This window comes from Mesorhizobium sp. M0001 (assembly GCF_040324255.1).
Classification (GTDB): domain Bacteria; phylum Pseudomonadota; class Alphaproteobacteria; order Rhizobiales; family Rhizobiaceae; genus Mesorhizobium.
Genome location: NZ_JAMYVS010000002.1, coordinates 817632 through 829971, shown reverse-complemented (window position 1 = coordinate 829971; position 12340 = coordinate 817632). Strand labels below are relative to the sequence as shown.

At 62.5% G+C, this 12340-nt stretch carries 14 protein-coding genes; 6 read left to right on the top strand and 8 right to left on the bottom strand.

The genetic code is table 11. The annotated features are described in order from the left end of the window. Positions 1–14 precede the first annotated feature (14 nt). The 5 genes from pth to NKK50_RS08930 all read left to right on the top strand — a co-directional run bounded on the left by pth (position 15) and on the right by NKK50_RS08930 (position 4130). A complete protein-coding gene (gene pth, locus NKK50_RS08950) occupies positions 15–755 on the top strand; it encodes an aminoacyl-tRNA hydrolase (protein ID WP_023744293.1) in 741 nt (246 codons plus the stop codon). Positions 756–850: 95 nt separating this feature from the next. Beyond that, positions 851–1954: a redox-regulated ATPase YchF gene (ychF, locus tag NKK50_RS08945; protein WP_352499789.1), complete on the top strand. Its 1104-nt coding sequence runs from the start codon at positions 851–853 to the stop codon at positions 1952–1954. Positions 1955–2154: 200 nt separating this feature from the next. Continuing rightward, the gene (gene corA, locus NKK50_RS08940; protein WP_023701569.1) at positions 2155–3129 is read left to right on the top strand and encodes a magnesium/cobalt transporter CorA; all 975 of its coding nucleotides are present in this window, start codon (positions 2155–2157) and stop codon (positions 3127–3129) included. Positions 3130–3207: 78 nt separating this feature from the next. Further along, a complete protein-coding gene (locus NKK50_RS08935; protein ID WP_023744291.1) occupies positions 3208–3669 on the top strand; it encodes a MaoC family dehydratase in 462 nt (153 codons plus the stop codon). Next, entirely contained in the window at positions 3666–4130 is a 465-nt protein-coding gene (locus NKK50_RS08930; protein WP_023744290.1) for a MaoC family dehydratase, read from the top strand. Before NKK50_RS08935 ends, NKK50_RS08930 begins: the two co-directional genes overlap by 4 nt. A 153-nt stretch (positions 4131–4283) precedes the next feature. Here the strand turns inward: NKK50_RS08930 and NKK50_RS08925 are convergent, their stop codons facing one another. The 5 genes from NKK50_RS08925 to petA all read right to left on the bottom strand — a co-directional run bounded on the left by NKK50_RS08925 (position 4284) and on the right by petA (position 8986). Then, complete coding sequence (locus NKK50_RS08925; RefSeq protein WP_013529989.1) at positions 4284–4829, bottom strand: adenine phosphoribosyltransferase; 546 nt, start codon at positions 4827–4829, stop codon at positions 4284–4286. Positions 4830–4838: 9 nt separating this feature from the next. Further along, entirely contained in the window at positions 4839–5984 is a 1146-nt protein-coding gene (locus tag NKK50_RS08920) for an alpha-hydroxy acid oxidase (protein WP_023744289.1), read from the bottom strand. A 185-nt stretch (positions 5985–6169) separates the two neighbouring features. After that, positions 6170–7042 (bottom strand): cytochrome c1, encoded by an 873-nt coding sequence (locus tag NKK50_RS08915; protein WP_023670029.1) that lies wholly within the window; start codon positions 7040–7042, stop codon positions 6170–6172. A 23-nt stretch (positions 7043–7065) separates the two neighbouring features. After that, positions 7066–8409 carry a cytochrome b gene (locus tag NKK50_RS08910; protein ID WP_023670028.1) on the bottom strand — a complete coding sequence of 448 codons (1344 nt, stop codon included), beginning with the start codon at positions 8407–8409 and terminating at the stop codon, positions 7066–7068. A 16-nt stretch (positions 8410–8425) separates the two neighbouring features. Then, entirely contained in the window at positions 8426–8986 is a 561-nt protein-coding gene (gene petA / locus NKK50_RS08905) for a ubiquinol-cytochrome c reductase iron-sulfur subunit (RefSeq protein ID WP_023670027.1), read from the bottom strand. Between the two features lie 314 nt (positions 8987–9300). On the opposite strand from petA, the gene NKK50_RS08900 reads away from it, so the two are divergent. Beyond that, entirely contained in the window at positions 9301–9645 is a 345-nt protein-coding gene (locus NKK50_RS08900; protein WP_023683696.1) for a cupin domain-containing protein, read from the top strand. Between the two features lie 20 nt (positions 9646–9665). Here the strand turns inward: NKK50_RS08900 and NKK50_RS08895 are convergent, their stop codons facing one another. Genes NKK50_RS08895 through NKK50_RS08885 form a run of 3 tightly spaced genes read right to left on the bottom strand, consistent with a single transcriptional unit; the run spans position 9666 to position 12339 of the window. Next, the gene (locus NKK50_RS08895; protein WP_023744288.1) at positions 9666–9974 is read right to left on the bottom strand and encodes a DUF6665 family protein; all 309 of its coding nucleotides are present in this window, start codon (positions 9972–9974) and stop codon (positions 9666–9668) included. Position 9975: 1 nt separating this feature from the next. Further along, a complete protein-coding gene (locus NKK50_RS08890) occupies positions 9976–10452 on the bottom strand; it encodes a GNAT family N-acetyltransferase (protein WP_023744287.1) in 477 nt (158 codons plus the stop codon). 3 nt (positions 10453–10455) lie between these two features. Continuing rightward, entirely contained in the window at positions 10456–12339 is a 1884-nt protein-coding gene (locus tag NKK50_RS08885; RefSeq protein WP_023744286.1) for an ABC transporter ATP-binding protein, read from the bottom strand. Position 12340 lies beyond the last annotated feature (1 nt).

Sequence of the window (12340 nt, the reverse complement as noted above, 5' to 3'; positions counted from 1 at the left end):
GCCTGGAGTTCACGATGCTTGTCTTTGCAGGCCTCGGCAATCCGGGCGCGAAATACGCTGATAACCGGCACAATGTCGGCTTCATGGCGGCGGACGCAATTGCCCGCCGCCATTCGTTTTCGCCCTGGTCGAAGAAGTTCCAGGGCCTGATCGCCGAAGGCACGATTGCCGGCGAAAAGATTCTCCTGATCAAGCCGCAGACCTTCATGAACCTGTCGGGACAGCCGGTCGGCGAAGCCCTGCGCTTCTACAAGCTCGGCCCCGAGGCGCTGACCGTCTTCTACGACGAGATTGACCTGCCGGCCGGCAAATTGCGGGTCAAGGTCGGCGGTGGCGCCGGCGGCCACAACGGCATCCGCTCGCTCGACCAGCATGTCGGCAAGAACTTTCGCCGCGTGCGCATCGGCGTCGGCCATCCCGGCGTCCGGGAAATGGTGCATGGCCATGTGCTCGGCGACTTCGCCAAGGCCGACCGCGAATGGCTGGACGTGCTGCTCAACACCATCGCCGACGATGCCGGGCTGCTGGCCAAGGGCGACGACAGTTCTTTCATGAACCGGGTGACGCTGGCCTTGCGCGACAAACTAACGCCAACCGGCGACGACGACCGTCCGCCGCCAAAGGCGCCGAAGGCTGAGGGCCCGAAAGCTCAAAGCCACATCCGCCAGGCACGGCCACAGCAGGCGCCGGCCAAGCTGCCGGAAAGCGGCCCGATGGCCGCCATGCTGAAGAAACTGTTCGGCAAGAAGGACTGAGCGTCGATAGGATCGGGACCGCGGGGCTTGACGTTGCTCACCCCTATCGCCCATAGCCCTCATCAAATTTCTAGTTTCCCGATAGGACCGGACACATGGGTTTCAAATGCGGCATCGTTGGCTTGCCCAACGTCGGCAAGTCGACGCTTTTCAACGCATTGACCAGGACGGCGGCGGCGCAGGCCGCCAACTATCCGTTCTGCACCATCGAACCGAACACCGGCGAGGTGGCGGTGCCTGATCCGCGGCTGCAGAAGATCGCCGCAATCGCCAAGTCTAAGGAGATCATCCCGACCCGCATCTCCTTCGTCGACATCGCCGGCCTGGTGCGCGGCGCCTCCAAGGGCGAAGGGCTGGGCAACCAGTTCCTCGCCAACATCCGTGAGGTCGACGCCATCGTGCATGTGCTGCGCTGTTTCGAGGATGACGACATCACCCATGTCGAGGGCAAGATCGACCCTGTCGCCGACGCCGATACGGTCGAGACCGAGCTGATGCTCGCCGACCTCGACAGCCTCGAGCGCCGCATCGTGCAGATCCGCAAGCGCGCCGGCAGCAAGGACAAGGAAGCAACCACCGTGCTGCCGATGATGGAGGCCGCACTCGAGCTCCTCCAGGCCGGCAAGCCGACCCGCATCCTGCTCAACGGCATTTCAGCGGAAGACCTGCGCATCCTGCAGGGACTGAACCTCTTGACCTCGCACCCCGTGCTCTATGTGTGCAACGTCGCCGAAGCCGACGCCGCCACCGGCAACGAGCACACCAGGGCCGTGGAAAGGATGGCGACCGCGCAGGGCGCCGGCACCGTGGTGATCTCGGCCGCGATCGAAGCCGAAGTCGCCCAGCTCTCCGACGAGGAAGAGATGGAGTTCCTGTCCTCGCTCGGCCTCGACGAACCTGGCCTCAACAAGGTCATCCGCGCCGGCTACGATCTGTTGCATCTCATCACCTATTTCACCGCCGGGCCGAAGGAGACGCGCGCCTGGACGATCCACAAGGGCGACAAGGCCCCGCAGGCGGCCGGCGTCATCCACACCGATTTCGAGCGCGGCTTCATCCGCGCCCAGACCATCGCCTACAACGACTACGTCACACTGGGCGGCGAAGTGGCGGCCAAGGAAGCCGGCAAGGCGCGCGACGAAGGCAAGGAATATGTCGTCCAGGATGGCGATGTCCTGCTGTTCAAGTTCAACACCTGAGGCGCCGCGGCTGGCGCGCTGACGGCGACCGATCACGGCTGCGTCAAGTGGAGGAGCCGGCATGCCGCTTCGCTTGACTGCCCTTGGCACCGGGTCTATGGCCGTTTGCATGCGACTTGGCCGTCCCCGTGGGAACGGCGGCGCGTGCAAGACCCATCGCTATTAAACGAAACCTTGGGCTCAACCAACGGAGACCGGCGATGATCAAGGCCTTCGTCGTCGACAATGATCGCCTGCGCCTCGCCGACGATCTCGTGGCCAATGGCGATCAGGTCGTCTGGGCCGACCTTCTCAACCCGACCAAGGAAGAAGAAACGACGATCGAGACTTGGCTCGGTGTTGCCATCCCGACGCGCGAGGAGATGGAGGAGATCGAGATTTCGAGCCGCCTCTACATCGAGGACGGCGCCTACTTCATGACCGCCACCTTGCCGGCGCAGACCGAAATCGATGATCCCTTGATGTCACCGGTTACCTTTGTGCTTGCCGGCCCGAGACTGGTCACCATCCGCTATCATGAGCCGAAGGCGTTCAAGACCTTTCCCCTGCGCGCCGAGAAGGTGGCGACAGGCTGCACCACCGGCAACACCATCCTGATCGGCCTGCTGGAGGCGATCGTCGATCGCCTAGCCGATATTCTCGAACGCGCCGGCCGTGACATCGAGACGATCTCGCGCGATATCTTCGAAGCGCGGTCGACCAAGGTGAACAAGCGCAATCGCGATTTCCAGGAACTGCTCAAGGCCATAGGCCGCAAGGAAGACATTGCCTCCTCGATCCGCGACAGCCTGATCTCGCTGCAGCGCCTCACCGGCTTCCTTGCCCACGTCGCGACCCAGATCAAGATGAGCAAGGACGTCCGCGCCCGCATCAAGACAGTATCGCGCGACGTGCTGTCGCTCGCCGACCATGCCACCTTCCTGTCGCAGAAGATCTCGTTCCTGCTCGACGCGACGCTCGGCATGATCTCGATCGAGCAGAACGCCATCATCAAGATCTTCTCGGTCGCCGCCGTCATCTTCCTGCCGCCGACGCTGGTAGCTTCGATCTACGGCATGAATTTCGACGTCATCCCGGAGCTGAAATGGGAGCTCGGCTATCCCTTCGCCATCGGCCTGATGATCCTGTCGGCGATCCTGCCGTTCTGGTATTTCCGCCGCCGCGGCTGGTTGTAGGCCCAATAGAATTCGCTTGACCAAACGCCGCCCGGACGGCATCCGGATGCCCGGTGATCGTACAACCGGATTGGGATCATGACCGCAAAAAGCTGGGCCTACGAGGATTTCACCGACGGCGCATCGATCGACCTCGGCGCCAAGCAGGTGAGTGCGGCCGAAATCATCGAATTCGCCACCGAATTCGACCCGCAGCCGATGCATCTCGACGAAGCCGCCGGCAAGGCCAGCATCCTTGGCGGCTTGGCCGCCTCCGGCTGGCACACCTGCGCGATCTTCATGCGCATGCTGTGCGACGCCTTCCTGCTCGACTCGACCGCGCAAGGCGCGCCCGGCATCGACCAGGTCAAATGGAAGAAGCCGGTGCTGGCCGGCGACACACTGGCCGGCAGCACCAGCGTGCTTGCCAGGCGCCTGTCGAAATCCAGGCCTCAGCTCGGCCTCGTCACCTTGCGCAGCGAACTGTTCAACCAGCGCGGTGAAAGCGTCTTCGAACTTGAGAACACTGTCATGTTCTTGACCCGCGAGGCCGGCGCATGAGCCTCGACGCGTTCTTCCGCATCGGCGATACCATCAACCTCGGTTCGCACACATTCGAAGCCGAGGCGATCAAGGCGTTCGCCTGCAAATACGATCCACAGGTCTTTCATGTCGACGAGGAGGCGGCGAAGAAAAGCGTGTTCGGCCGCCTCTGCGCCTCAGGCTGGCACACCGCGGCCACCTGGATGAAGCTCAATCTCAAAAATCCTATGGACGCTTCTCAATGGACCGGACCCGGCCCGGTACCAGAATTCGGCCCCTCCCCCGGCTTCAGGAACCTGAAATGGCCAAAGCCGGTCTATGCCGGAGAAACCGTCACCTTCATGCGCACGGCCCTGTCCCACCGCCCGCTCGCCAATCGCCCCGGCTGGCGGCTGCTCGCGCTGCGCTCGGAAGGATTCGATTCTACGGGCGACAAGGTGCTGGAGTTCGACAGCGCGGTGCTGGTGAAGGCTGGGTAGTGAATGGTGAGTAGTGAGTATTCAATATCAGAGTGTGTGAGTAAGCCTAGCGCCTGTCATTGAACGCTGACATTCACTATTCACTATTCACTATTCACTATTCACTATTCACTATTCACTATTCACTATTCACTATTAACTATTAACTACTCCCTAATGCCCCTCAAACCCGATCAACGTCCGCACCGGCACGCCCAGCGCTTCGAGCTTCGCCCGTCCGCCGAGATCCGGCAGGTCGATGACGAAGCACGCGGCAAGAATATCGGCACCGATCTGCCTTAGCAGCTTGACCGCCGCCTCCGCCGTGCCGCCGGTCGCGATCAGGTCGTCAACCAGGATCACCTTCTCGCCCGGCGCAACGCCGTCCTTGTGCATCTCCATCTCGTCCAGCCCGTATTCCAGGCTGTAGGCGACGCGTACCGTCTCGTAAGGCAGCTTGCCCTTCTTCCGGATCGGCACGAAACCGGCCGAAAGCTGGTGCGCGACCGCACCGCCGAGGATGAAGCCGCGTGCCTCGATGCCGGCGATCTTGTCGATCTTCTGGCCGGCATAGGGATGCACCAGCTCGTCGATGGCGCGGCGGAAGGCGCGCGCATTGCCGAGCAAAGTGGTGATGTCGCGAAACAGGATGCCGGGCTTGGGGTAGTCCGGAATGGTGCGGATCGCGGCGAGCAGCGTGTCTTCGAGCGAGGATTTCATGGGTCGAGATTACCTGAAACGGAGGTTGTTGCGCGACAATTGTTCGATCGAACTGCAGCCCATCAGCTTCATGCCGCGCTCGATCTCGACCCGCATCTGCTCCAGCGCCCGCTCTACGCCCGGCTGGCCGGCCGCCGCCAGGGGGAACAGATAATAGCGGCCGACGCCAACAGCCTTGGCGCCGAGCGACAGCGCCTTCAGCACATGGGTGCCGCGCTGCACGCCGCCATCCATGATGACGTCTATTCTGTCGCCGACGGCATCGACGATCTCGGCCAGTTGGTCGAACGCCGCCCGCGAGCCGTCCAGCTGCCGGCCGCCATGGTTGGACAGCACAATGCCGCTGCAGCCGATCTCGACGGCGCGCTTGGCATCCTCCACCGACATGACGCCCTTGAGACAGAACGGACCTCCCCACAGTCTGACCATCTCGGCAACATCGTCCCAAGTCATCGACGGATCGAGCATCTCGGTGAAGTAGCGGCTGATCGACATCGTGCCGCCGCCCATGTCGACATGCTCGTCGAGCTGCGGCAGCTTGAACCCCTCATGGGTGAAATAGTTGATCGCCCAGCCCGGCTTCAGCGCGAACTGCAGCATGCCGGCAAGGTTGAGCTTGAAGGGGATGGCAAAGCCGGTGCGCTTGTCGCGCTCGCGGTTGCCTCCGGTGATGCTGTCGACGGTCAGCATCATCACTTCGACGCCAACCGCTTTCGCCCGCTGCATCATCGCCCGGTTGAGGCCGCGATCCCGGTGGAAATAGAACTGGTAGACCTGCGGGCTGCTGCTGATCTTGCGCGCTTCCTCAAGACTGACGGTGCCGAGCGAGGACACGCCAAACATAGTGCCGAATTTGGCCGAAGCCTTAGCCACCGCGCGCTCGCCTTGATGATGGAACAGCCGCTGCAAGGCGGTCGGCGAGCAATAGACGGGCATGGCCAGCTTCTGGCCCATCACCGTCACAGACATGTCGATCTCACTTACCCCGCGCAGCACGCTGGGAACGAGGTCGCAGCGCTCGAAACTCTCGGTGTTGCGGCGATAGGTGACCTCGTCGTCGGCCGCGCCATCGATGTAGTTGAAGATTGGCCCCGGTAACCGCTGCTGGGCCATGCGCCGGAAATCGGAAAAGTTGTGACAGTCGCGTAGCCGCATCATCGATCCAAATGCCCCTCTAGCCGGCGATCCGCCGGGCGCGCGTGCAATACCAATCGCATGGCGCCGTGCCAACGGACTTCTTACTGGACGGCTGCTGCGCCAAGATGCGAACCATGTCCGGTTTGGCAAGCAAAAAGGGCGTCCGAAGACGCCCTTTCCATTTCCGAGGAATAAGATGCGGCTTAGTGCGCCACGCCTTCCCACACCTTGCGCTTGGTCAGATACATCAGCGCCCCGAACAGAAGCAGAAACACCAGCACGCGGAAGCCGGTCTTCTTGCGGTCTTCCATATGCGGCTCGGCCGCCCACATCAGGAACGCCGAGACGTCGCGCGAATACTGGTCGATCGTCTGCGGCGAACCGTCATCGTAGGTGACCTGGCCATCGGAGAGCGGCTTGGGCATCTTCAGCGACACGCCGGACATGAAGTATGGATTATAGTGGGTGCCTTCGGGGATCACCATGCCGGCAGGTGGCGTCTCGTCGTAGCCGGTCAGCAGCGAATGGATGTAGTCCGGGCCGCCCTGCGCATATTGCGTGAAGATGTCGAAGACGAAGCGCGGGAAGCCGCGCTCGACGCCGCGCGCCTTGGCCAGCAGCGACATATCCGGTGGGGCAGCGCCGCCGTTGGAAGCGGCAGCCGCCTCCTCATTGGCGAACGGCGCCGGGAAATGGTCGGACGGCTTGCCCGGCCGGTCGAACATGTCGCCGGCATCGTTGGGTCCATCATGGATGGTGTACTCGGCCGACAGCGACTTGATCTGCGCTTCCGAATAGCCGAGGTCCTCCAGCGTGCGGAACGCCACCAAATTCATCGAGTGGCAGGCCGAGCAGACTTCCTTGTAGACCTTCAGGCCACGCTGCAGCTGCGCCTTGTCGTAGGTGCCGAACGGACCGGCAAAAGTCCAGTCCATCTCCTTCGGCTCGTGGATCGGGAAATGCGTCGGTGCCGCCGCGTTGTGCGCCTCTTCAGCGGCGATCGCCACACTGCCGACGGCTCCGATGCCAGCGGCAAACACGCCTAGCAGGGCGAGCGAGGTGAGAATCTTTTTCATGCCAAATCCCCTTAGATTCTCACTCAGCCTTTGGTTTCCGGCGCGGCGGTCGCACCGGCCGGATGTCCCCCTCCGGCACCCTTGTTCTTCTCCAGCACCGCCTCGGTGATCGAATTCGGCAGTCTGCGTGGCGTCTCGATCAGGCCAAGCACCGGCAGGATGACGAGGAAGAAGGCGAAGTAGAACAGTGTCGCCGCTTGAGCGTAGCCAACATAGTTGCCCGAGACCTCACCTATCAGGAGGGTCAACAGACCGCCGCCTTCCGCCGGCTGCGAGCCAAGCCAGCCAAGCAGGACAGCGTCGGCGACGAACAGCCAGAAGAACAGCTTGTACCAGGGCCGGTAGACCGCCGAGCGCACCTTGGAGGTGTCGAGCCACGGCACCAGGAACAGCATGACGATGGCGCCGAACATGCACAGCACGCCGCCGAGCTTGGAGTTGATCGGCCCGATGTTGAAGGTGATCGCGCGCAGGATCGCGTAGAACGGCAGGAAGTACCATTCCGGCACGATGTGGGCCGGCGTCTTCAGCGGGTTGGCGATCGTGTAATTGTCCGGATGGCCGAGAAAGTTCGGCAGGTAGAAGACGAAATAGGCGAAGAAGAACAGGAACACGATCATGCCGAATGCATCCTTGATGGTCGCATAGGGCGTAAAGGCAACGGTGTCGGTCTTCGATTTCACCTCGATGCCGGTCGGGTTCGACTGGCCGACCACGTGCAGCGCCCAGACGTGCAGCACGACGACGCCGGCAATCATGAACGGCAGCAAATAGTGCAGCGCAAAGAAGCGGTTGAGCGTCGGGTTGTCGACGGCAAAACCGCCGAGCAGCAGTTCCTGGATCCAGTTTCCGACCAGCGGAATGGCGCTGAAGAAGCCGGTGATGACGGTGGCGCCCCAGAAGCTCATCTGACCCCAGGGCAGCACATAGCCCATGAAGCCGGTCGCCATCATCAGCAGATAGATGATGCAGCCGAGGATCCACAGCAGCTCGCGCGGCGCCTTGTAGGAGCCGTAATAAAGCCCGCGGAAGATGTGGATGTAGACGGCGACGAAGAAGAACGAGGCGCCGTTGGAATGCATGTAGCGCAACAGCCAGCCCGAATTGACGTCGCGCATGATCTTCTCGACCGAATTGAAGGCGAGATTGGTGTCGGCGGTATAGTGCATGGCCAGCACGATACCGGTCAGGATCTGCGCCACCAGCATGATCGTGAGGATGCCGCCGAAGGTCCACGCATAGTTGAGGTTGCGCGGCACCGGATAAGCGATGAAGCTGTCATAGACCATGCGCGGCAGCGGCATGCGGGCGTCGAACCAGCGTTCGATACCGGTCTTGGGCGTATAGGTCGAGTGTCCCTCGCTCATCGAAATATCCCCTGCCTCAACCGATAAGGATTTTGGTATCGGAAATGAACTTGAATACCGGCACGGCCATGTTTTCCGGCGCCGGGCCTTTGCGGATGCGGCCGGCGGTATCGTACACCGAACCGTGGCACGGGCAGAACCAGCCGCCGAAATCGCCTTCCTGGCCAAGCGGAATGCAGCCCAGATGCGTGCAGACCTGCACCATCACCATCCAGGCTTCCTTGCCGGGCGTGGTGCGGTTGGCGTCGGTCGCCGGCGCATCGGCGGGCAGATTGGCGTTGCGGGCAATAGGATCCTTGAGGTCGGCAAGGTTCACGGCCTCGCCGTCCTTCATCTCCTGCTCGGTGCGGTTGCGCACCACGACCGGCTTGCCGCGCCATTTGACGATCAGCGACATGCCAGGCGTCAGCGAGGCGACGTCGACCTCGACCGAGGCCAGCGCCAGCGTCGAGGCATCGGGGCGCATCTGGTCGATGAAGGGCCAGGCAACGGCGCCTGCGCCAACCACTGCGGCCATGCCGGTGGCGACGTAGAGAAAATCACGACGGTTGGGATCCTGGGTGTCGGTTGCGCTCACGGGTGCCTGATCCTTTCGCCTCTTCCGAGCCGGCGGCCGAGCTTTGTCCCCGCTCCATCGCGCCGGCCCGACAGCGCATGGCGAACAAGCTAGCGAATTCCTCCGGCATTTGGATTTCGGTTTATGCGTGAAGCCCGTTTTTGTCCAGCGGGCTGAAGCCACAAGGGCAGATTGTCGCGGGGACAGAACAGCGCGTCAGTTGGCCAGATGCCCAAAGGTCGGCAAAGGCGGCTAAACAACAGGGAAATATAAGCAAATCCGAGGCTCCCCGCCTGTCTCGACAGGACAGGTTGCCGTGATCTAGTCTCGCCGGCATGGCACATATTATCGACCGCGAGACCTGGACCAGGACGCCCGGCCGCTGGCAGGGCGAACTGCAATGCGGCGCCTACGACTCCAACTCCTGCCTGATTTTCAACTATCAGGAAGAGATTGGCGGCGGCCCGCGCCTGCACACGCATCCCTATTGTGAAATCTTCATCATCCGGCAAGGCACCGGCCTGTTCACGATCGGCGACCAGCAGATCGAGGCCACGGCCGGCCAGATCCTGATCGTGCCGCCCGATACGCCGCACAAATTCACCAATCTTGGCCCAGGCCCGCTCGAAACGACCGACATCCACGAAAACGGCAGCTTCATCACCGAATGGCTGGAATGATTGTTGCCGGCTGGTGACCTCTAGCTTGCACCGAGCCTGACCAGCACGGCCCTTGGGATATCGTATTCGCGGATGACCGACTCATGCCGGCGCAGGCCGCAGAGTTCACGCTGGATGAAATAGGCGTGCACCGCTGCGGCAGCCTCCTTGAGCAGCCGCGGTCGCTGCTCCTCGTCGTCGTTGTTCTGACGGAGCTTGGCCAGCGTTTCCTCGACCCGTTGGCCGGCACGGCCGAGCGCTGCGGCCTTTTCAGCCAGTATCTCATGGCCGTGGGCGTCGAACGCGGCTTCGGCAGCCGAGGCGCCTAGGGATGGCGGACGCAGTGACATCTCAGCCTCCTTTTCTGTCTTGAGAGAGCATCATGCGGTGCGTGACGAATTCTTCGCCCACCACCGGCTGGAAGCCAAGCCGTTCATAGAACCCAAAGGCTCCTTGTGGCGCGCGGGTGTTCAGCACGGCAAAATGCTGACGTGCCCTGTCAATGACGGTCTCGACCAGCATGCGGCCAACGCCGCTGCGGCGATGACGCGCGCTGACGAACAGGTGCCTGACCCGGCCGTGGTCCCTGCCTTCGAAATAAGGATCGATGTTCAACCCGCACACACCAGCGAGTTCTCGGCCATGCCATGCGCCAAACAGCGCCTCGCCTCGTTTCAGGAACTTATTGCAGCCGCCTGCCCAGCCATCCGCCAGCCGCACCAGCATCCAGTAGCCCTCCAGCCGGCTCTCCTCCTTCAGCGCATCGAAGGCCGGCGCGGTTGGCCGCAGCCGCTTGAGGACGCAGCCGACATCAGGCGACCCTGCCATGCCCTACTCCGCCGGCTGTGTCTCTTCCAGCACGCTTTCCTCGTGGTAGAGGAAGCCGCCGGACTGCCGCTTCCACAGCCGCGCATAGAGCCCGTCGAGCGCCACCAGCTCGTCATGCGTGCCCTGTTCGACGATGCGGCCTCCGTCCAGCACCACAAGACGGTCGAGCGCGGCGATGGTCGACAGCCGGTGCGCTATGGCGATGACCGTCTTGTTCTCCATCAGCCTGGCCAAATTCTCCTGGATCGCCGCCTCGATGTCGGAATCGAGCGCCGAGGTCGCCTCGTCGAGGATCAGGATCGGCGCATCCTTGAGGAAGACGCGGGCGATCGCGACGCGCTGGCGCTGGCCGCCCGACAGTTTCACGCCGCGCTCGCCGACAAAAGCCTCGTAGCCGGTACGGTCCCGGTTGTCGCGCAGGCCCAATATGAACTCGTGCGCCTCGGCCTTCTTCGCCGCCGCGATCACCTCGGCGTCAGTTGCATCCGGCATGCCGAGCTTGATGTTGTCGCGTAGCGAGCGGTGGAACAGCGCCGTGTCCTGGCTGACCACGCCGATATTGGCGCGCAGCGAGTTCTGCGTCACCTCGGCGACGTCTTGCCCGTCGATCAGGATTTTCCCGCTCTCGAGGTCGTAGAGGCGCAGGATGAGATTGGCTAAGGTCGTCTTGCCCGCACCGGACGGCCCGACCAGCCCGACCTTCTCGCCAGGCTTGACCACAAGGTCGATGCCATTCAGCACGCCAAAACCCTTGCCGTAGTGGAACTCGACATTCTTCACCTCGATGCGGCCGCCGGCGACGACAAGCTCTTTCGCATCCGGCGCATCGACAAGGCCAAGCGGCTGCGAGATCAGCGCCTTGGAGTTTTCCAGGACGCCGAGATTTCGCAATATGCCGTTGAGCTGCATCATCACGCGCCCGAGCAGCATGTTGAGCCGCAAGACCAGCGACAGCGTGAACGCGACGGCGCCGACGGTGATCGACCCTTCGACCCAGAGATAGACGGCAAAGCAGCCAATCGCGGTGATCATGATGCCCGACAGCGTCGTCAGCGCCATGCGCACGCCGGTCAGCCGGCGGGTGAAGGGCCGTAGTGCATCGAGATAGATGTCGAAGCCGTTCTTGATGTAGCGGTCGTCGCCGTCGGCCGAGAATAGCTTCAGCGTCTGCACGTTGGAATAGGAATCGATGATGCGCCCATTGATCATCGAGCCAGCTTCAGCCGTGGCCTCGGCATGCCTGCGGATCGAGGGCAGATAGAGCTTGGCCAGCCAGGCGAACGCGAGGATCCAGATCACCACCAGCACGGCCAGGCGCAGATCCAGCCCGGCGACCAGCGCCAAGGTCGTCACCGTATAGATGAGCATGAACCAGATGACCTCGATGAAGCTCTCCATCAGGTCGCCGGTCGCCTGCCCCGCCTGCCAGACTTTTGTCGCGATACGGCCGGCGAAATCGTTCTGGAAGAAGGTGTAGGACTGGCGCGATACGTGCCGGTGCGCCTGCCAGCGCACCAGATTGTAGAACCCCGGCGTGATCGTCTGTTCGTTGACCAGCGCCGACAGGCCGACGACGATGGTGCGGATGACCAGCACCACTGCGATCATGAAGACAAGCTCAGGCCCGGCGGCGGTCCACAGCGCGTCCCAGCTGCGCTCGCCGGGAAGCTGATCGAGAATATCGACCAGCCGCCCGACGAAGTAGAAAAGCCCGGCCTCGATCAGCGGCGCGATGCCGCCGATGACCAGCATGGCGAAGAAGGCGAACTTCGCCTGGCCGACATAGTGCCAGAGGAAGCCGCCGACGCTTGGCGGTGGCCGAAGGTCCGCCGGCTCCCTGAACGGATAGACCCAGTCCTCGAACCAGCGATAGACGGCTGTCATCATG

Excerpts from the sequence above, each read along its gene's own strand:
- pth (WP_023744293.1), top strand. The coding sequence starts at position 15 with ATGCTTGTCTTTGCAGGCCTCGGCAATCCGGGCGCGAAATACGCTGAT.
- ychF (WP_352499789.1), top strand. The coding sequence starts at position 851 with ATGGGTTTCAAATGCGGCATCGTTGGCTTGCCCAACGTCGGCAAGTCG.
- corA (WP_023701569.1), top strand. The coding sequence starts at position 2,155 with ATGATCAAGGCCTTCGTCGTCGACAATGATCGCCTGCGCCTCGCCGAC.
- NKK50_RS08935 (WP_023744291.1), top strand. The coding sequence starts at position 3,208 with ATGACCGCAAAAAGCTGGGCCTACGAGGATTTCACCGACGGCGCATCG.
- NKK50_RS08930 (WP_023744290.1), top strand. The coding sequence starts at position 3,666 with ATGAGCCTCGACGCGTTCTTCCGCATCGGCGATACCATCAACCTCGGT.
- NKK50_RS08925 (WP_013529989.1), bottom strand. The coding sequence starts at position 4,829 with ATGAAATCCTCGCTCGAAGACACGCTGCTCGCCGCGATCCGCACCATT.
- NKK50_RS08920 (WP_023744289.1), bottom strand. The coding sequence starts at position 5,984 with ATGCGGCTACGCGACTGTCACAACTTTTCCGATTTCCGGCGCATGGCC.
- NKK50_RS08915 (WP_023670029.1), bottom strand. The coding sequence starts at position 7,042 with ATGAAAAAGATTCTCACCTCGCTCGCCCTGCTAGGCGTGTTTGCCGCT.
- NKK50_RS08910 (WP_023670028.1), bottom strand. The coding sequence starts at position 8,409 with ATGAGCGAGGGACACTCGACCTATACGCCCAAGACCGGTATCGAACGC.
- NKK50_RS08900 (WP_023683696.1), top strand. The coding sequence starts at position 9,301 with ATGGCACATATTATCGACCGCGAGACCTGGACCAGGACGCCCGGCCGC.
- NKK50_RS08895 (WP_023744288.1), bottom strand. The coding sequence starts at position 9,974 with ATGTCACTGCGTCCGCCATCCCTAGGCGCCTCGGCTGCCGAAGCCGCG.
- NKK50_RS08890 (WP_023744287.1), bottom strand. The coding sequence starts at position 10,452 with ATGGCAGGGTCGCCTGATGTCGGCTGCGTCCTCAAGCGGCTGCGGCCA.
- NKK50_RS08885 (WP_023744286.1), bottom strand. The coding sequence starts at position 12,339 with ATGATGACAGCCGTCTATCGCTGGTTCGAGGACTGGGTCTATCCGTTC.